The sequence below is a fragment of the Salinimicrobium profundisediminis genome (assembly GCF_026241755.1).
In the GTDB taxonomy this organism is placed as follows: domain Bacteria; phylum Bacteroidota; class Bacteroidia; order Flavobacteriales; family Flavobacteriaceae; genus Salinimicrobium; species Salinimicrobium profundisediminis.
Window position 1 is genome coordinate 24,011 of sequence record NZ_JAPJDA010000025.1, and the last position, 19,762, is coordinate 43,772.

General features: G+C 41.2%; 17 protein-coding genes. 4 read left to right on the plus strand and 13 right to left on the minus strand.

Going from position 1 to position 19,762, the window contains the following annotated elements; genetic code table 11:
* Positions 1 to 121: 121 nt before the first annotated feature.
* The gene (locus OQ279_RS14350; protein ID WP_266070690.1) at positions 122 to 1,675 is read right to left on the minus strand and encodes a protein adenylyltransferase SelO; all 1,554 of its coding nucleotides are present in this window, start codon (positions 1,673 to 1,675) and stop codon (positions 122 to 124) included.
* A 227-nt stretch (positions 1,676 to 1,902) separates the two neighbouring features.
* Here OQ279_RS14350 and OQ279_RS14355 point away from each other — a divergent pair, with 227 nt between their 5' ends.
* Both OQ279_RS14355 and OQ279_RS14360 read left to right on the plus strand, forming a co-directional pair.
* A complete protein-coding gene (locus OQ279_RS14355; RefSeq protein WP_266070691.1) occupies positions 1,903 to 2,265 on the plus strand; it encodes a hypothetical protein in 363 nt (120 codons plus the stop codon).
* Between the two features lie 112 nt (positions 2,266 to 2,377).
* Complete coding sequence (locus OQ279_RS14360; protein ID WP_266070692.1) at positions 2,378 to 4,504, plus strand: Tex family protein; 2,127 nt, start codon at positions 2,378 to 2,380, stop codon at positions 4,502 to 4,504.
* Between the two features lie 188 nt (positions 4,505 to 4,692).
* Here OQ279_RS14360 and OQ279_RS14365 read toward each other — a convergent pair whose 3' ends face one another.
* The 3 genes from OQ279_RS14365 to rpe all read right to left on the minus strand — a co-directional run bounded on the left by OQ279_RS14365 (position 4,693) and on the right by rpe (position 7,774).
* Positions 4,693 to 5,760 (minus strand): CNNM domain-containing protein, encoded by a 1,068-nt coding sequence (locus tag OQ279_RS14365; protein WP_266070693.1) that lies wholly within the window; start codon positions 5,758 to 5,760, stop codon positions 4,693 to 4,695.
* Positions 5,761 to 6,144: 384 nt separating this feature from the next.
* Positions 6,145 to 7,101 (minus strand): YpdA family putative bacillithiol disulfide reductase, encoded by a 957-nt coding sequence (locus OQ279_RS14370; RefSeq protein WP_266070716.1) that lies wholly within the window; start codon positions 7,099 to 7,101, stop codon positions 6,145 to 6,147.
* A gap of 10 nt (positions 7,102 to 7,111) precedes the next feature.
* Positions 7,112 to 7,774 (minus strand): ribulose-phosphate 3-epimerase, encoded by a 663-nt coding sequence (rpe, locus tag OQ279_RS14375; protein ID WP_266070694.1) that lies wholly within the window; start codon positions 7,772 to 7,774, stop codon positions 7,112 to 7,114.
* Between the two features lie 121 nt (positions 7,775 to 7,895).
* On the opposite strand from rpe, the gene OQ279_RS14380 reads away from it, so the two are divergent.
* Positions 7,896 to 8,024 carry a hypothetical protein gene (locus OQ279_RS14380; RefSeq protein WP_266070695.1) on the plus strand — a complete coding sequence of 43 codons (129 nt, stop codon included), beginning with the start codon at positions 7,896 to 7,898 and terminating at the stop codon, positions 8,022 to 8,024.
* A 6-nt stretch (positions 8,025 to 8,030) separates the two neighbouring features.
* Here the strand turns inward: OQ279_RS14380 and OQ279_RS14385 are convergent, their stop codons facing one another.
* From OQ279_RS14385 to tamL, 8 genes are all read right to left on the minus strand, one after another.
* On the minus strand, positions 8,031 to 8,429 hold the full coding sequence (locus OQ279_RS14385) for a BLUF domain-containing protein (RefSeq protein WP_266070696.1): 399 nt from the start codon (positions 8,427 to 8,429) through the stop codon (positions 8,031 to 8,033).
* A 207-nt stretch (positions 8,430 to 8,636) separates the two neighbouring features.
* Positions 8,637 to 9,500 carry a sigma-70 family RNA polymerase sigma factor gene (locus OQ279_RS14390; protein WP_029035204.1) on the minus strand — a complete coding sequence of 288 codons (864 nt, stop codon included), beginning with the start codon at positions 9,498 to 9,500 and terminating at the stop codon, positions 8,637 to 8,639.
* A 78-nt stretch (positions 9,501 to 9,578) separates the two neighbouring features.
* Positions 9,579 to 10,649, minus strand: coding sequence for a PepSY-associated TM helix domain-containing protein (locus OQ279_RS14395; RefSeq protein WP_266070698.1), 1,071 nt, complete (start codon positions 10,647 to 10,649; stop codon positions 9,579 to 9,581).
* Positions 10,650 to 10,759: 110 nt separating this feature from the next.
* A complete protein-coding gene (locus OQ279_RS14400) occupies positions 10,760 to 12,991 on the minus strand; it encodes a polyribonucleotide nucleotidyltransferase (RefSeq protein ID WP_266070699.1) in 2,232 nt (743 codons plus the stop codon).
* Positions 12,992 to 13,296: 305 nt separating this feature from the next.
* A complete protein-coding gene (gene rpsO, locus OQ279_RS14405) occupies positions 13,297 to 13,566 on the minus strand; it encodes a 30S ribosomal protein S15 (protein WP_265164334.1) in 270 nt (89 codons plus the stop codon).
* Between the two features lie 126 nt (positions 13,567 to 13,692).
* A complete protein-coding gene (gene accD / locus OQ279_RS14410) occupies positions 13,693 to 14,550 on the minus strand; it encodes an acetyl-CoA carboxylase, carboxyltransferase subunit beta (RefSeq protein WP_266070700.1) in 858 nt (285 codons plus the stop codon).
* Positions 14,551 to 14,613: 63 nt separating this feature from the next.
* Complete coding sequence (gene fbaA / locus OQ279_RS14415; protein WP_266070701.1) at positions 14,614 to 15,681, minus strand: class II fructose-bisphosphate aldolase; 1,068 nt, start codon at positions 15,679 to 15,681, stop codon at positions 14,614 to 14,616.
* Between the two features lie 43 nt (positions 15,682 to 15,724).
* Entirely contained in the window at positions 15,725 to 18,289 is a 2,565-nt protein-coding gene (gene tamL, locus OQ279_RS14420) for a translocation and assembly module lipoprotein TamL (RefSeq protein WP_266070702.1), read from the minus strand.
* A gap of 37 nt (positions 18,290 to 18,326) precedes the next feature.
* On the opposite strand from tamL, the gene OQ279_RS14425 reads away from it, so the two are divergent.
* Complete coding sequence (locus tag OQ279_RS14425) at positions 18,327 to 19,067, plus strand: TrmH family RNA methyltransferase (protein WP_266070703.1); 741 nt, start codon at positions 18,327 to 18,329, stop codon at positions 19,065 to 19,067.
* On the opposite strand, the gene porT is transcribed toward OQ279_RS14425, so the two are convergent.
* Complete coding sequence (gene porT / locus OQ279_RS14430; RefSeq protein ID WP_266070704.1) at positions 19,054 to 19,761, minus strand: type IX secretion/gliding motility protein PorT/SprT; 708 nt, start codon at positions 19,759 to 19,761, stop codon at positions 19,054 to 19,056. The two genes, OQ279_RS14425 and porT, sit on opposite strands and share 14 nt — an antisense overlap.
* Between the last annotated feature and the right edge of the window lies 1 nt (position 19,762).

Consider the following 19,762-nt stretch of genomic DNA (forward strand, 5'->3'; position numbering starts at 1 on the left):
CCTATAAAATTAGGATTTTTTTGTGCTTTAACCAACTTTTGTCCTGTTAAATATCTGAATTTGAGAATAAAACCTACAAATGTGATTTTAGTATATTAACAAATTAGTTAAAATTTTGAGGCTATGAGCTGCATGAGAGCATGGAGCAGCCGGCTTTAGTCTCTGCCCATTCCGGTCTTTTCTTTACAAAATCCTCAAAGCCATCTGTTGCGTAAGGCTGCTTCATCGCTTCCTGTAGCCTTACAAATAATTTATTCTCTCCCCGTTCCAGTTCCTCTATGGCTTCATGAAGTAGGTAATTTCTAAGGATGATGCGGGGATTGGTTTGGTTCATCAGGTTCTTCCTGGCTTCTTCCGAAAGCCCGTCATTTTTTGTCATTTTTGAGTAGTCTGTCAATAAAGCAACCAACTCGTCCTGTTCTTTGGGCTGGAGATCTCTGTACAATGAAGGTGCAAAGTGGTTCAGCAGGGTCTCAGGTACGGTTTCAGAAGGTATTTCAGCTAAAAGCCGATAGAAGAGGGTCATATCTGGCTGAATACTGGAAAGTACTGCTTCAAATCTCGCGATGATTTTCTTTTCCTCTTTTCCGGGGGGTTGAAAGCCTAACTTTTTTGCCATCATTTCATAATAGTAATCCCAAAAGATCTTTTCGTAGGAGTCGAGCGCATTTTCAAGACCTTCGGTGTCATCAAAAAGTAAAGAAATGGCATTGGCGAGCCTGCCAAGGTTCCAGTAACCAATTGAAGGCTGGTTCCCAAAGGCGTAACGGCGGCCCGGAAGGTCGGTGGTGTTGGGTGTAAAGTTGTGATCATAGTGGTCAAGAAAAGAGAACGGCCCGTAATCAATGGTTAGCCCCAGTATAGACATATTATCAGTATTCATCACCCCATGTACAAATCCCACCCGTTGCCACTCGGTCATCAAAAATGCCGTTTTATCGACTACTTCCTGGAACCAGGTGAGGATGCGATCTTCTTCCGTAAGATGCGGAAAATATCGGTCAATGGTCCAGTCTATTAGCTGTTTCATTTTTTCTTTATCGCCCTGGGCAGCCAGTAGTTCAAAGTTTCCGAAGCGTAAGAAGGAGGGGGCTACGCGAGATACAATAGCACCGGGTTCGTATTCGGGATTTCCATTATAGAACATATCGCGCAGCACTTTGTCTCCGGTCTCCACTAAAGCCAGAGCCCGGGTGGTGGGAACTCCCAGGTGGTGCATAGCTTCACTCATCAAATACTCTCTAACCGAAGATCGCAAAACCGCCCGCCCATCGGCATGTCTCGAATAAGCAGTTGGCCCCGCACCTTTTAATTGCAGCTCAAAAATGCCATTTTTGACACCCCATTCCCCCAGGGTAATCGCACGGCCATCGCCCAGTTGCCCTGCCCAGTTTCCAAATTGATGCCCTGCATAACAGGCTGCATAAGGGTTCATGGAGGCAGTAATTTTATTACCGGCCAGTATTTGCACATCTTCCGTAGAAGGATCCGCTATTCCCAATTCTTCAGCCAGATTCTTTGACCAGGCCAATAATTTAGGCGCAGCAACCGGGGTTGGGATTGCCTTGCTGTATAATTTCCCCGGGGTTTGGCGGGGAGTGCGGTCACCACTTTCATCTCCTTCAAACTGCTGCGTGAAATCATTCCGGAATTTTTTTTCTGCTATAGCGGTCATGGTGCAATTTTTTTCCAAAATACAAAACTTTTAAGCAGGTTTGAAAGAAGATGCTTCCGCAGAGAATTATTCACTTACAAAATATAGCCGCTGAAATTCAAGAGTAAGAATTTTCTTTAGAAAATTAACAGCAGCTTAGGCAATGACAAGAAATTAAGTTAAACCTAAATTAAAAAGTATTTTGGACAGCCTGATCTGGATTATTTTTAGAAAAAAATTGAAGGAAAATGATCTCATATCAAAGTAAAAACGAAATTCAGAATCAGGTGCTCAACCTATTGCCGCACCAGATTGAAGAGTGCAGGGAATGCGATAAACTTCCTGCTTCTCTTGAAGAACTTATTAAACACAACTACCAGGCTGCTTTTGTTTGCTATGACAAAAAGACGAACAGCATTGAAGTAGGCGTGGAAAATGAAGAAGAAAATTCACCTTATCCTGAAATTAAAGTTCACAAGATCCCGCTTGCAAAAGCTGTGGCAAGTCTTCGAAAGAGCTTTAAAAATAGTGATGCCGACCTTAAATTCTACGGAAGAATTTTGGCCGGATACGGCTCCTCTTCAAAAGTTGAAGATGTAGTGCTGGTATAACAGCCTAAAGGGTCTAAAATAAAGCCTTCCGGAATTAATTTTCGGGAGGCTTTTTTTATGGAAAGACTCTCAAGGCTTTTATCTTTGCCATTTTCCACTACATTTAGCCGCAATGAATCCAGTCAGTTTTGTTTTAACCCGTACAGGTCTTCCGAAGAAAAGCGTTGAAAACACGCTTCAACTTTTACAAGAAGATGCTACTATTCCTTTTATTTCCCGTTACCGAAAAGAAATGACGGGTAATTTAGATGAGGTGCAGGTTGCAGAGATCCTGCAATTTAAAGAGGAATATGAGGAACTGGAAAAAAGGAAAAAAGCGGTTTTAAAATCTATCGCCGAGCAGGAGCTTCTCACTCCGCAACTGGAGTCGAAGATCAAAGCTTCAGGAAATTTGGTAGAGCTTGAAGATCTTTACCTGCCTTTTAAGAAAAAGCGCAAAACAAGGGCTGATACTGCCCGTGAACTGGGACTTGAACCTTTGGCTAAGATCCTAATGGCCCAAAATTCGGGAGACATAGCAACTTCAGCCAGGAAATTTGTCACTAAAGATGTTGTTGATGTTGCAGCCGCTTTGCAGGGCGCTAAAGATATTATTGCTGAATGGATCAATGAACACCAGGGAGTTCGGAACCGGCTTCGGAAGCTTTTTCAGCAGAAAGCCATGATTTCTTCCAAAGTGATCAAAAAGAAATCTGAAGAGGAAGATGCGCAAAAGTTTCAGAATTATTTTGAATGGGAAGAAAAGCTGAATCATATTCCTTCTCACCGGCTATTGGCCATTCTTAGGGCAGAAAAGGAAGGTTTTGTACGGGTGAAATTGGAGGTGGAGCATGAGGAGTCTTACAGGATTGTATCAGGATTTATTCTGAAACCCCAGCGAAATTCCTGTACCCAATATATAGAAGAAGCCATTGATGATGCCCTGAAGAGGTTGCTTTTTCCGGCACTTTCAAACGAAGCTTTATCGGCTGCAAAAGAGAAAGCTGATACTGAAGCCATAAAGGTCTTTGCCGATAATCTAAGGCAGTTGCTGCTGGCACCGCCTTTGGGCAGCAAACGGATACTGGCGCTTGATCCCGGTTTTAAATCGGGTTGTAAGCTGGTGTGCCTTGATGAGAAGGGTGATTTGCAACACAATGAAACTATTTTTCCGCATGCACCGCAAAGAGAAACTGCCCTGGCTTCAAAAAAGGTAAAATCCCTGGTCAATGCTTATAACATTGAAGCCATAGCGATTGGGAATGGTACGGCTTCGCGCGAAACCGAATTTTTTATTAAAAATATCCGGTTTGACAGGGATGTGCAGGTTTTTGTAGTGAACGAGGCCGGCGCTTCGGTGTATTCGGCTTCGAAAATTGCGAGGGCCGAATTTCCGAATTTTGATGTTACCGTGCGTGGCGCCGTCTCCATTGGCCGTCGTTTGGCCGATCCTTTGGCCGAGCTGGTAAAGATCGATGCCAAATCTATCGGAGTGGGGCAGTACCAGCACGATGTTGATCAAACAAAGCTAAAAAATGAACTTGATCGCGTAGTGGAGAGTTGTGTAAACGCTATAGGTGTGAACCTGAACAGTGCAAGTGCGCCGTTGCTAAGTTATGTTTCGGGCATTGGCGCGTCTTTGGCCGAAAACATCATTACTTACCGAAGGGAAAAAGGCGAGTTTTCTTCCCGAAAAGACCTGCTGAAGGTGCCACGCCTTGGCGCAAGGGCTTTTGAACAGGCAGCAGGGTTCCTGAAGGTGCCTGGCTCTAAAAATCCGCTCGATAATTCGGCCGTGCATCCTGAAAGTTACTCCATAGTAGAGAAAATGGCTGCAGATCTTAAAGTTGAGATAGAAGAACTAATTGGGAATAAAAAACTCATTTCAGAAATTACTCCTGAAAATTACATTTTTGACACTGTAGGTTTGCCTACTATTAAAGACATTCTGCGCGAGCTGGAAAAACCGGGAGTAGATCCACGGAAGTCGGCAAAAGTGTTTGAATTTGATCCTAACGTGAAGAGCATTAGCGACCTCAAACCCGGATTAAAACTACCGGGAATTGTCAACAATATCACCAACTTTGGTTGTTTTGTTGATATCGGGATCAAGGAAAGCGGACTCGTGCATATCTCCAAACTAAAAAACGAGTTTGTGAGTGACGTAAATTCTGTTGTAAAGTTGCACCAACACGTACAGGTAACCGTGATGGAGGTAGATGAGGCGAGAAAACGTATCCAGCTGTCGATGATCGACTAATTGAAGTTAGGACTCATCGAAGGTAGATTTTAGAAGTAAGAAAAAAAGGTTAGATTTTAGAAGTACAAAGGTAGAACTGGGAAAGTACCAATTTCCAGTCAAATTCCAAATCTCTAAGATAGCCTTGGAATGGCAGCCGGAATGAATTTTCCGCAGAAAGAGTCAGGTTTTTTGCCCTTTTTGGCACCTTATTCAGTAGATTTTTTGGGATCCTGTCGCAGGAGCTGGTATTTTTTCTGCCTTGCTTTCCAACGCTCCATCGCGTACTGCTGCATGTCTTCTACCCGGTCTTTTTCGTCTACAATTTCAAAACCTAGTAAGGTTTCAATAATATCTTCAAGAGTAACTATACCATCAATACCGCCATATTCATCAACTACAAGAGAGATCTGTTCTTTTTTGTGAAGCAATTCTTCCCATACACTAAAGAGGGTGTCTGTTTCAGCAAAAGTTGAAATAGTTCTTCTAATATCCTTAAGTTTCAGGTGGAATTGATCTTCGGCCAGCTTTTCAAAAACCATTTCCCTAAAGACATAGCCGGTGACATTTTCTCTACTCTCACTGTAAACCGGGATTCGGGAGAAGTGGAGAAATTCCTTATTGACCAGAAATTCCTGCAGGGTCATCTCTTCATTGGCCAGTACTACTACGATTCGGGGTGTCATGATCTCTGAAATCCGTATGGTTTTAAGTCGGATAAGGTTTTGAATGATCTTATTTTCTTTATCGGCAAAAATCCCTTCTTCGGTTCCAATAGAAGCTAAAGCCGAAATTTCTTCACGGCTGGTGGTTAGTTCCTTTTCTTTTCGGGATAAAAACCTGGTAAGAAAGAGAGACATGATCACCAAAGGATAAGTAATCACTATCATGAGCCTGATTACTTTAGTGGTAATACCCATTAATTCTTTGCTGAAGTTGGCACCCAGTGTTTTAGGAATGATTTCGGTCAAGATGAGGATAAGAATGGTCAATACAGCAGAAACAATCCCAAAGTAGGCTTCGCCGAATACAACTGTGGCTTGGGCACCCACGCCGGCGGCACCAACGGTGTGCGCTACCGTGTTGAGTGAGAGTATTGCCGAAAGTGGCCGGTCTACATCTTCTTTTAATGAGAGGAAATTTTTGGCAGTTCTACTGCCCATTTCTATTTTGGCCTTTACATAAGAGACCGGAGTAGACAGCAATGCTGCCTCTGCAATAGAACATATAAAAGAGGTGAAAAGGGCAATAAAAAGGTAAGTCAATAGGAGTCCCATAACTATAAGTGGTAAATTATAAAGTGATTATGCAGAATAACCTGAACTCTTTAAAGATAAAAGAGAACAATCAGGAAATTTAAAGTCAAAAAGAATGAAATAAGAAGAAGGGCAAAGACGGGAAAGTCCTTTAAAACTCGTATCGCAATTATCGGGGTCAGGGTCCATATGATAATAATTTCAGTAAGCTTCTGAAGATCATCAGGGTTTTGGAGCAGGGGTTTAAAAATTTTAGGTGCCTGCTGCTATTCTTTCAGAATCTACTAAACTGAGTGCAAAGATACGAAGAATTTCATATTCGGAATAAAAATTCTTCAGGAAGGGAATGGGTAGCATAAAAATGAAGAAGAACTCGAAAAATGAAAGCTGCCGTTGCCAGGTTTGCTAATTCCCTACAATGTTTTGCATGATCATTTTGGCGTGAACCCTCGAATTTTCTATAAACCACTTATGAGTTTCGGTGCCGCCACAAATTACTCCGGCGAGGTAGATGCCTTTTACGTTAGACTCCATGGTTTCAGAATTGTACTGCGGAATTTTTTTACCGTCCTGGGAGAGATCGATCCCGATATTTTTTAAAAATTCGAAATTTGGACGGTAACCGGTGAGCAGGAGTACCCAGTCATTTTCCAGTACCTGTTCCCCATCTTTGGAAGTGATAACAACTTCAGATTCTCTGATCTCTTTAATTTCAGCATTAAAAACAGCTTTTATGCTGCCTTCATCGATGCGGTTGTCTATATCGGGTTTGACCCAGTATTTTACACGTTCCCCAATGGCAGGGCCTCTAACCACCATAGTTACATCTCCACCTTTACGGTAGATCTCGAGTGCGGCATCGACAGCCGAATTACTGGCGCCTACCACGATTGCCTTTTGAGTGGCGTAAAAGTGAGGGTCGCCGTAATAATGCGCAACTTTTGGGAGATCTTCCCCGGGAATATTCAGGTAGTTTGGAATGTCGTAAAAACCTGTCGCAATAATGACATTTTTGGAGCGGTAGCTTGCCTTAGAAGTGGTGATCTTATGCAGGTTATCTTTAGTTTCTATTTTTTCTACCCTCTCAAAAAGGTTAATTTTAAGATGGTTTGAAGTTACAATTCTTCGGTAGTACTCGAGAGCTTCCTGCTTGTGGGGCTTTGGATTGGTACTAATAAAAGGGATTTCATCCAGTTCAAGCTTTTCAGAAGTTGAAAAGAAGGTCATGTTAGACGGGTAATTGTAGAGGGAATTCACCAGGGTTCCCTTCTCTAAAATGAGATAGGAGAGACCATTCTTTTTTGCCTCCAGGGCACAGGCTATCCCAATAGGCCCTCCACCAACTATGATCACATCAAACATGTTTTCCTCTTTATTTATTGACAAGATCTTTTAGCTCTTTAATGGTTCGTGTAGGATCTTCGGCTTTAAAAACAAAACTACCAGCGACTAAAACATCTGCACCGGCTTCAATGAGTTGGGCTGCATTTTTATCTGTGACGCCACCGTCTATCTCAATGAGCGTAGAAGCACCGTTACGTTCAATGATTTCTTTTAGTTGCTTTATCTTTTTGTAAGTGTTCTCAATAAAGCTTTGCCCGCCAAAACCTGGGTTTACACTCATCATACAAACCAAGTCAATATCTCCAATCACATCTTCCAATAGTTGTACCGGCGTGTGTGGATTAAGTGCTACACCTGCTTTCATACCTTCAGCTTTAATAGCCTGTAAGGTTCTGTGCAGATGGGTGCAGGCTTCGTAATGCACCGAAAGATTATTGGCTCCCAGCGCAGCAAATTCCTTGATGTACCTGTCTGGATCAACGATCATAAGGTGCACGTCAATAACCTTTTTTGCGTGTTTGTTAATGGCTTCCAGTACGGGCATGCCATAAGAGATATTCGGAACAAATACTCCGTCCATAATATCGATGTGAAACCAGTCGGCTTCACTCTTGTTGACCATTTCTATGTCGCGCTGCAGGTTTCCAAAATCGGCAGCCAGAAGGGAGGGAGCTATAAGTCTGTCTTTCATGTTGGTGTTGTTGTGCTGCAAAAGTAACAAGAATTATACTAAAAGCCTTAGCTGAGGGAAGGGGAATTGCTGTATCAGGATTTTTGTATCTTTAAGTGACTAACAACCTAAAAAAGCATTTATGGAAGTAGAAGAAAGAAGTGGAAAAAGGAATTATGGTAAAATGGGCTGTTTTATTGCTGTGATCCTTCTGGTCATTGTCATTATTCTTATAGCTACGGGAGTGATCAACTTTAGCTGGGAACAGTAGAATTTCCTAAGAAAAATTCTCCAGCACATAGTTTACTGAATTTCGGATTGAGGGGTCGAGTTTTTCTACATGAGATTTGTAATAATCTAATTCTTCCCTGTTGTAAGCGGCATCCAGGCTTAAAAACAAGTTCTCATAAGTATCAAATTTTTGACCTTCAATTTCTTTTTTGAAAATAGGAATGAGGTTATAATGCCTTTTATCTTGTTGTATCTTCTCAAAAAGGTCTGTCACCATTGTTTTTTCCCCTTCTAAAACCTGAAAGAAGTTGCCATTTGAGTATAATAAGATACCGGTGATCTTAACCTGATTATTATTGGAGCTGGTTAATTTAAGGAGGTTCTCAATTTCATTTTCAGAAATTCCTGAAGCTACGGTGCTTACGTAGCTTATTGCATAATTCATGATTATATTTTTGGGCTGCCAAAAATAATAAAAATGAGAAGATAACCAAACAAGTAGTTGATGCTTAACTTCTTGTCTAAATATTTCTCTTAAAAATGCCATATTTGACACTTTTATAAAAAGGTGAACCCGGAGTAATCAGCTCCGGGTTCTTCATCAATCAATCAAAAAACGAACAGTAATCAACTGTTGCTTCTTTACCGGGAATTAACCCAGGTATGTCTTTAATATCTTGCTTCTTGAGGTGTGTTTCAACCTTCTAATTGCTTTTTCCTTAATTTGTCTTACTCTTTCTCTTGTTAGATCAAAAGTCTCGCCAATTTCTTCAAGAGTCATTGGATGCTGGTCTCCGAGTCCAAAATAAAGACGAATAACATCGGCTTCTCTGGGAGTAAGGGTTTCAAGAGCTCTTTCAATTTCTGTACGCAAAGACTCATGTAGGAGTTCTCTATCGGGGTTTGGAGATTCTCCTGAACGAAGTACATCATAAAGGTTAGAATCTTCTCCCTCTACCAAAGGAGCATCCATAGATACGTGACGCCCGGAATTCTTCATTGATTCCTTAACATCATTAATAGTCATATCAAGTTCTTTCGCGATCTCTTCGGCACTTGGCGGACGCTCATGTGACTGCTCAAGGAAAGCAAAAGTTTTGTTGATCTTGTTTATTGAACCAATTTTGTTGAGCGGTAAACGCACAATACGAGACTGCTCTGCAAGAGCCTGCAGAATAGACTGTCTAATCCACCAAACGGCATAGGATATGAATTTGAAACCACGGGTTTCATCAAATCGCTTGGCAGCTTTTATTAATCCTAAATTTCCTTCGTTTATAAGGTCGGGAAGGGTTAATCCCTGGTTTTGATATTGTTTCGCCACAGATACCACAAAACGAAGGTTCGCTTTTGTTAGTTTCTCCAAAGCACGGTCATCACCCGCTTTAATTCGTTGTGCCAACTCCACCTCTTCATCTGCGGTGATCAGGTCAACTTTACCAATTTCTTGCAAATACTTATCCAGCGAAGCAGTTTCACGGTTTGTTACCTGCTTCGTAATTTTAAGTTGTCTCATCTAACGTCTCCTTGGATTTTAATTATGAATAACTCTTGTATTAGTTATACGTAAGATGGGTTGGAAATGTTACAAGAATTAAAGATAATAAAAAATTTTTTTCCTTCGACGCCTTTTGACCTGTTTTCCCTGTCGCCAGATCAGGAAGCCTGTAATAGATAAAAAGGGGCCGCTAAGGCCGATAAGGCAGTACAGAAGCTTAATCCAAATGCCGCCATATTGCCCAAAGTGCAACGGGAGTACGGTACTTAAAATTTTTGTTCCCAGGTTGGCTTCCTGGATTTTTGTGACTCCTTTAATTTCTCCGGAAAGATAGTCGGCACTAACATAGTTGAAGAATTCAGAATAAAAGAAAGGGTCATCATCAAAAAAACCATAAATGACGAGGTTGGCATCAGGGCGAAGCGGAAGCCTGATGTAGGTGGGTTGGAAATCGGGAAGTTCCTGCTGCATTTCTTTTAGTAAACTTGCCACCTGTACTGTAACAGCAGGAGAATTTGGTGCGGCTGAAGTTTTAAAACCGGCCACAACAACGCTCCACGAAAGTAAAATGCCGGTGATCACCAAAATAAAATTAAGTAGTAAAGCCCAGGTGCCTACAATGCGGTGCAGGGAAGAATAAAAAGTGCGTTTGTTCTTCGTGAGTACCGGGGTTTTGAAAAATAGTGTTTTAAAGATGCTTTTCCGGTAGAGGTAAATTCCGCTGATGAGCGAAAATAGGAACAGAATGCCAACAATAAACACAATTGTGCGGCCTATAGGGCCTGCCTGGAGGGAATAGTGAAACTTTAACAACCAACGGGTAAAAGTGGTGAGTTCGTTGAGCTCTTTGATAACCTCTCCACTGGATGGGTGCACAAAGACAAAAAGTCTTTCGTTAGAATTCCTCAAATTGAAGATGAGTGCTTCCTGTTCTTCAAAATGAATGAGTCGGGTGTCCCAGCCGGGATAATTTTTCTGAATTGTCGAAATACCGCGGTCAATATGTAAGCCCGAAAAGTTATCTACTTCAATATATTCCTGCCAGCGGTAATTGTCTATGTCATGCTGAAAAACCAGAATGGCTCCAGATAATCCCATTAAAACTAAAACAAATCCGGCAATGAGCCCGGCATAAGAATGGTATTTTAAAACTTTCCTGTTATTCATAAAATAGAGAAGAGGCCGTCTAAAAAGCTGCTGTAAGGTCTTCTGGAATTCAGTTTGACACTAACGGGGCTTTTTAGGCGGCCTCTAAAATTTATTCGGTTTGGCAGGAATTAGTTCCTGTCGTTACGATCTCTGTTTCCTCTTGAACGGTCATCACGGCCGCGATTATCACGGTTATCGCGTCTCCCGCTATCACGATTGTTGTCTCGTGGAGGTCTTGGAGAATATCCTTCTGGTTTAGGTAGGATAGCCTTTCTGGAAACTTTAGGTTTCCTTGTTTTAGGATCCATACCCAGATATTTTACTTCAAACTCGTCGCCCATGTTGACAACGTCGCTCACATTTTCTGTGCGTTCCCAGGCAAGTTCAGAAACGTGAAGAAGTACTTCATTTCCTTTTGCTTCCTTGTATTCAACTACAGCACCAAAATCAAGCATCTTAACCACTTTCACTTCGTATACTTTACCAACTTCAGGTTTAAAAGTGATTGCTTTGATACGTTTTTTGACTTCGTCGATCATTTCCTGGTTTACACCAAGGATCTCGATCACTCCCATATCTTCGACTTCTTCGATTACAATGGTAGTTCCGGTTTCCTTCTGCATTTCCTGAATAACTTTTCCTCCAGGCCCAATTACAGCACCAATGAATTCTCCCGGTATTTCCACTTTCTCCATTTTTGGAGCGTGAGCTTTTACGGTTGCTTTTGGTTCAGCAATAGTTTCGGTAAGTTTATCAAGGATATGAAGTCTTCCTGCTCTGGCTTGTTTAAGGGCCTTAACAAGGATCTCATAAGCAAGTCCTTTTACTTTAATATCCATCTGGCAGGCGGTAATTCCGTCGGCTGTTCCGGTTACTTTAAAGTCCATGTCACCTAGGTGATCTTCATCTCCAAGGATGTCAGAAAGTACTGCAAAACGATCTCCATCAGAAATAAGTCCCATAGCAATACCAGATACCGGTTTCTTCAATTGAATACCTGCATCCATCATTGCCATTGTACCGGCACAAACGGTTGCCATAGATGAGGATCCGTTAGATTCAAGTACTTCAGAAACAACCCTTACAGTATATGGGCAGTCTTGCGGAATCATTCCTTTAAGGGCTCTTTGTGCAAGGTTACCGTGACCAATTTCTCTTCGTGATGTACCACGAATTGGGTAGGCCTCACCTGTACTAAAAGGAGGGAAGTTGTAGTGCAGATAGAAAGTTTCCTCACCCTGGTGGGTAGGCATATCTATCATATTTGCTTCTCTGGAAGTTCCAAGGGTCACTGTAGCAAGTGCCTGAGTCTCACCTCTGGTGAATATGGCAGAACCGTGTACAGAAGGAAGATAATCGATCTCACACCAAATTGGGCGAATTTCATCTGTCTTTCTTCCGTCAAGACGCAAACCTTCAGCAAGGGTCAATTCTCTAACTGCTTCTTTTTCTACTTTGTTAAAGTAACCTTTTATAAGATCTTTTTTCTCTTCAAGTTCTTCTTCAGAGAACATTTCAAGAACTTCGTCTTTTACTGCAGAAAATGCATCGCTACGTTCATGTTTGCTATGAGCACCTTTAGCGATATCATAGATCTTTTGATAAGCAGCTTCGCGAACTTTGTTGTACAGATCTTCATCAGATTCTGCAACAGCATATTCCCTGGTCTCTTTTCTTCCAAAAGCATCGGCAAGGCGTTGCTGGGCTTCAATTTGACCTTTGATGGCTTCATGAGCGAATTTTATAGCCTCGGCCATTTCTTCTTCGCTAATCTCTTTCATTTCACCTTCTACCATCATTACAGAATCGGCAGAGGCACCAATGATCATATCAATGTCAGATTCTGCCAGTTGGCTACGGCTTGGGTTGATCACGAACTCGCCGTTGATTCTTCCCACACGGGCTTCAGAAATTGCAGTTTCAAATGGGATATCTGAAAGCTGAATTGCTGCTGAAGCTGCCAGTCCTGCAAGTGCATCGGGCATTACTTCTTCATCATGAGACATCAGCTGGATCATCACCTGGGTCTCATATCGATAATCTGAAGGGAAAAGGGGACGCAAAACGCGGTCAACAATTCTCATTACAAGAACTTCTCCGTCGCTTGGGCGTGCTTCTCTTTTAAAGAATCCGCCGGGATATCTACCCGCGGCTGCAAATTTTTCTCTGTAATCTACTGTTAACGGAAAGAAATCTGCCGTGCTTTTGTTGTAGTTAGAAACTACGGTACAAAGTAGCATAGCGTCTCCCATTTGAACAACAACAGAACCGTGGGCCTGTTTTGCCAATTTTCCGGTTTCGATGGAAATAGTCCTGCCATCTCCAAGGTCAATAACCTCCTTAAATGTCTTTGGAATCATAAATTTTTTAATTCTACTCCTGCTCATTTGCAGGTTGTTAAACAATGGTCTCCCGTTAATTCTGAACGGGACAGGTTGTGTTGTTGTTGTGGGTTGTGAAGACCAATGAAAAACTGCCTTTTGTTTTCTCACCTGCCAGGTAAAAAACCAGAGGTGTCAAAAATGAGCTTTTATTACTGAATTTTTTCAGCTTAAAAATTACGGAGATTTTTCAAAGGAAAAGAAAAACCAATAATAAATTTTTAAAAAAGCTGTGTGTAAAGAAGAAATGGTATAAAAAAAGGGGCCGCGAGAGCCCCTTTTAGTTATTTTCTTAATCCTAATTCTTTAACGATCGCACGATACCTCAAGATATCTTTCTTCATTAAATAATCAAGTAGGCTTCTTCTCTTACCTACTAATTTTACCAGTGATCGCTCTGTATTAAAATCCTGACGATTGTTCTTTAAGTGTTGACTTAAATGTTCAATACGATGAGTGAACAGGGCAATTTGTCCTTCGGCAGAACCTGTGTCGTTCTTTCCTTTGCCGTGTTTTGCAAAAAGTTCTTCTTTTGCTTCTTTAGTTAAATACATTCCAATATTAATTTTAATGATTTTTATGTATTGACAGGTTTTCTGCCAGGCCGCAAATATAATATATTATAAAATATTAACAGGGTAAAATATTACTTTTCTGATTGACAGCCTAAAATGTCATTTTTAAGCCCGTATGGGTTGATTTTGAATAAGATCGATGTATTGGTTGACCTTATTCTTAAGTTCAGATCTTTTAGTGATGAAATCTAAAAATCCATGTTCCATAAGAAACTCTGAAGTTTGAAAATCATCTGGAAGGTCTTTACCGGTAGTATCTTTTACTACACGAGGGCCGGCAAAACCGATAAGGGCACCGGGTTCGGCAATATTTATATCTCCAAGCATTGCAAAAGATGCTGTGGTACCACCTGTTGTAGGATCTGTACAGAGGGAAATATAAGGAATTCTGGCATCGGCCAGTTGGGCAAGTTTGGCTGAGGTTTTTGCCAGCTGCATTAAAGAATAAGCTGCCTCCATCATCCTGGCTCCTCCAGATTTTGAGATGACCATAAGTGGGAGCTTGTGTTCTAAGGCATAATCTGCAGCCCTGGAGATTTTCTCTCCAACTACAGAACCCATAGAGCCGCCTATAAAGGCAAAATCCATACAGGCTACTACCAGGTCTTTACCTTTTGATTTTCCTACTGCTGTGCGAACGGCATCTTTTAAACCAGTCTTTTTTTGGGCATCCTCCAGGCGATCGGTATATTTTTTTGTATCCTCGAAATCCAGCGGGTCACGTGACGATAGATTCTTGTCAAGTTCTGTGAACTTATTATCGTCAAAAAGGATCTTGAAGTATTCATTACTTCCAATTCTTACGTGATAACCATCTTCGGGGCTTACATAAAAATTTTTCTCCAGCTGCTCTGCATCTACAATCTTTCCGGTAGGGGATTTATACCACAAACCTTTGGGCACATCCTTTTTGTCTTCGGTGGCAGTTTGTATTCCCTTTTGTGTTCTTCTAAACCAAGCCATGGTGAATGAGATTAAAAAAGGTATGGCCCGAAAATATTCAGGCCATACCTCTAATTAGTTTTATTACAGGGTGTTAATGTTATTAAGGTCTTCAAAAGCCTTTTTTAGACGGTTTTTGAAAGTTACCTCTCCTTCTCTAATCCATTTTCTTGGATCGTAGTATTTTTTATTTGGAGAATCTGCACCTTCAGGATTACCGATTTGACCTTTTAGGTAATCGGCATTTTCGCCCATGTAATCGCGAATTCCTTCTAAATAAGCATATTGAAGATCTGTGTCAATGTTCATTTTGATAACTCCGTAGCCAATAGCTTCTCTTATTTCTTCAACTGTAGAACCGCTTCCGCCGTGGAAAACGAAGTCTATAGTATTTTTTTCAACACCGTATTTTTCAGAAATAAAATCCTGTGAATTTTTAAGGATCACAGGAGTCAATTTTACATTTCCGGGCTTATAAACCCCGTGAACGTTACCAAAAGCTGCAGCAATGGTAAATTGATTGCTCACTTTGCTCAATTCTTCATAAGCGTAGGCAACTTCATCTGGCTGGGTGTAAAGCTTCGAAGAATCAATGTTGGTATTGTCAACTCCATCTTCTTCGCCACCGGTAACTCCAAGTTCAATTTCGAGGGTCATTCCCATTTTGCTCATTCTCTCAAGATACTTCTTAGAAGTCTCAATGTTCTCTTCAAGAGATTCTTCAGAAAGATCGAGCATGTGAGAACTGAATAAAGGTTTTCCAAACTGCTCAAAATGCTTTTCACTAGCATCAAGCATTCCATCTACCCATCCTGTAAGTTTTTTCGCACAGTGATCTGTGTGAAGGATAACTGTTGCTCCATAAGCCTCTGCCAGTTCATGAACGTGCTTTGCGCCGGCAACAGCTCCTGCGATAGCGGCTTTCTCATCTTTATTAGAAAGACCCTTACCGGCATTAAATTGTGCTCCTCCATTGGAGAACTGTATGATGACGGGGGAATTTAATTCGGCTGCTGTTTCAAGTACCGCGTTAATAGTACTTGAGCCTATGACATTGACAGCGGGAAGTGCGAAATTTTTCTCTTTTGCGTATTTAAAAATTTCCTGTACCTCCTGGCCAGTAGCAACGCCGGGTTTGATATTATAACTCATAATTATTATTATTTGGTTAACAAAAATAAGAAAAATAGTCGGGTTAAAAAGGATAATTGATCCCTACATTAAATACTGCTTTTGAAAGTTTGTACCCGCTAAACCACCTGTTTTCTGGTTCAAGGGCAGGGTTGTAAGTTTTAAAACCTACATCAAACCTCAGAACAAAAAAATCGAAGTCATACCGGAAGCCCAGCCCTGTTCCCAGTGCAAGTTCTTTAAGGTCGGGAAGGCCCGTAAAGGTTGAAGCCTCTTCTTCTACAACATCAAAAACATTCCAGATATTTCCTGCATCTGCAAAAACGGCTGCGTTAAGGTCGCCAAAAAGATTAAACCTGTATTCAGCACTTAAAGCTATCTTCATGTTGGCTTCATTGAATTCATTTCGGCCACCGCTACTTCCGGGGCCAAGGGAATAAGGTTGCCAGGCGCGGTTATCGTTAGGCCCTCCGGCAAAAAATGATCTTATGAAGGGAATGCTATTCGAATTTCCATAGGGAATGGCGATACCTCCAAAAGTCCTTATGGCAATTACATTGTCACGTCCCAGATCCCAGTGTTTTATATAGTCAATTTCAGTTTTAACGTATTGGGAGAAATTCACTCCAAAAATGCTGTACCTGCCGGTTTCGTCTTTTTTGATCCCTGCGAGCCTGGATACAGCAGAGAGAAAGTGTCCTGCTGCTTCTAATTTTATTCGTAACCGGGAAAAATCTTCATCATAGATATTCTCTTTTTTGTTGAGGATATAAGAGAAATTGGTTGCATAAATAAGGTTATCTTCGGTTAGCCGGTTTTTTCGCTCTCTTAGATCGCTAAGAATTTCAGACTGGCTCCCTGTTAGCCCCTGAACCTCTCCCAGGCGTGCTGCGCGTAAGAAACCATCGGCACCTTCAGGAATCATGAGAAAACGCTCTCCCTGTTCATTTGTGGTGTAAAATTCTTCGGGAGCATTGACATTTTCTGAAGTTGCTATTTCGTTTATTTCCAGGTATGAATTACGATATACGTTGAAGTAGTTATCTACATTCAGGTTGCGTACATACTGCACATTTACCAGGTCAAGGAGGTGGGTAAGTTTATCGTTGGGCAGCCATCTATAGTTCATAACAGCAGTAAAACTTTGCTTGTCAAGACCAATATTAGTCTGCGTACTGGCACCTGCACCCAGGGTGGTAAAAGGATACATGTACTTTGGAATAAATTTTTCGGTTGAAAAAGGAAATAAAATACGCGGCAAGGTAAGATCTACATCCATACCAATTTCGGTGATGTCAAAGAATCGATCAGAGTCATTTGCAGCGTCTTTTGAAGATCCTATACTTCCCCTTCCAGAGATCTCTAAAATTTCGGCTCCCTTAAAGACATTCCGGATTAAAAGTGAACCCCCAAAACCAATACCGAATTTTTGAATGTTGCTTTGGGAAAGATCAAAATCAAAACCCAAAGAATATTTTTGACGCGGAGTGAGAAAAACATTGGCAACAAGTGCTGTGCCTGTGGTATCGGTAGGATCCTCCATGTATTGAATGTTCGGGTATTTAAAGATCCTTAGCTGGTTGAGTCGGTTGTAAGTTAGTGTCCTATCGGCATCAGAATATATGGTGCCCGGGGTAATGAATATTGCATTGGTAAGAGCCCCCGGTTTAAACTGTAGCTTTTCAAAACTGTAAAGGTTGTAGCCTTCATTAGAGGCAGTATCTGTTATAGGTTCGGTGCGGTTCTCATAGCGGTAATCTGGGAAGATATTCACCTTGCTTATCTTGTGCACCTTATAAGGAATTCTTGTTTCCACGCCATCTACCGTTGCTTCCCGGTTCTGGATAATTATGGCAGAGTTTACTTTATGATCAGTATTTATGGTGTCGGCCTCAAAACTTATATATTCCTGTTCAAAATGATACAACCCATTATTCCGGTATAATTGAGTCAGTCGTTCTCGCTCGGCTCCGTAATCCTGGGTTTTGTATTGAACTCCGGGCACTATCAGGGAGTTCTTCTTATGGGCTTCATAAATGGAATCGGCCACCGCCGAAGCAATCTTTGTAGTGACAGAATCGATATAATAAGGTTGCTTTGGCGTAACAAAATAATTTATTTTCGCCCTCTTTTTCTTGGTGGGAATGATCTCGTACCCAGTCTCTGCATTAAACCAGCCATTGTTCCAGTACCACGCCTTAAGCCGTTCTGCAGATCGTTGACTTTTTTCTTCACTAACAATTGCAGGAGGTTCGCCGGTTTCCTTTAACCACTCATTAATATTTACATAAATGTTTCCCAGCCGTACTACCTGCTTTTCAGAAAGAATATTTGCCAGTCTTTCGGCTCTCTTCGGTTTTTTCTGAAGCCAGTTAATATAAGTAGTATCGGGATTGGGGTTGGCGAGATTGTAGAGGTACAGCTGTAGCGGTAGCCCCAGGAAAGATTTGTTTGGCTCCTGGTAAAGCTGGTTGTAAATATTTCTTTGAGAGACCTCCTCACCATCCACATAAATGGTATTCTCTTTTAGAAGTCTTTGATCGTCTTCAACCCTTTTTACAGCGTTACAGGAAGAAAGAAATAAAGCAATTAAAAGAATTAATGATATTTTTGCCCGTAAATGTTTCAAGTAGCCTATTTAATGTGCTCAAAAATACAACTTTGGTATGTTTAGCAAAAGCCAAATTAAACTTATAAAAAGCCTGTCTCAAAAAAAGTACAGGGCGAGGCATGGGTTATTTGTTATAGAGGGCAAAAAAGGCATTTTTGAACTGCTTTCTTCCCCTTTAGAACTTCATTCTTTATTTACTGCTGAAGATATCTTTGATGCTGCGGAAGAAAAAACCTATCTCATTACTGAAGGCGATCTCAAAAAAGTAAGCAATCAGCAAAGTCCGCAAACGGCATTGGCAATTTTTCATATTCCTGAAGTAGTGCAGCCTAAAGCTGAAGGATTGCAGGTAGCATTAGACGATGTGCAGGATCCCGGTAATTTGGGGACTATTATTAGGTTGTGCGACTGGTTTGGGGTCGAAGACCTTATTTGTTCACAGGGTACGGTAGATTGTTATAACCCAAAGGTGGTGCAGGCCACCATGGGGTCTATTTCAAGAGTAAAGGTTCATTACCTTGATTTAGCTGAATATTTGCGAGAGCTCCCTAAAGAAAGACCTGTCTACGGCACATTTTTGGAAGGTAAGAATGTTTACCGGGAACCGATTTCTCCAGAAGGAGTAGTAGTTCTAGGTAACGAGGGTAACGGTATCTCACCTGAAGTAGAACAACTCATTACTCAAAAGCTGAACATCCCACAATTTGGAAAAGCCATGACAGAAAGCCTAAATGTGGCGACTGCCGCTGCCATTTTCTTAAGTGAATTTAGCCGAAGGAAACCTACTGGAAAGTAAAATTAATAAAGACAGCGCGAGAAGACATTTTTTCTATGTTATCTGAGTTGAATACTGGAGTATCATCCCGTACAAATTCATCATTGATAGCAAATACTCCTCTTATTGATGGGGTGAACTTGAAGTAGTATAAATATAGATCTATACCAAAACCTATTTCGTAATAAAAGTTATTTGTGGTCATTCTAAACTGGCCATCGCTGTTGTCTTCGGGGTTATTCTCGTTACTGGAGAGGTTAAGAGAAGTAGACACTCCACCTACTACAAAAGGTTTAAAGTTGTTAATGCGGGTAGTGGAGAATTTCAGCAAAAGAGGGATGTGTACAAAAGTGGAGTTTATTTCCCTAAAAGAATCTGTAGGGTCAGATTTATTAAAGATAAAATTAATTCTGTTAAAAGAGACTCCGGGTTCCAGGCGCAGGTCGAGGTGATCGCTAAGGCGCATATTCCCGATTAAACCCACATTAAAACCTATAGTGCGGTCTACATGAAAATCTTTACCCTGATTTGATCCTTGAATATAGTCCTTATAGTCAAAATCGAAGTCGTATGTGTTGAATCCAAGAAAATATCCCCAGGAAAATCGCTGCATATCAAAATTTGGATTATTGATCACATCTTCCCCGCCAAAAAGCTGAGCACGTGCTGGTAAAGCTGCCAATAATACAATTGCTGCAATTAAAAACTTCTTCATG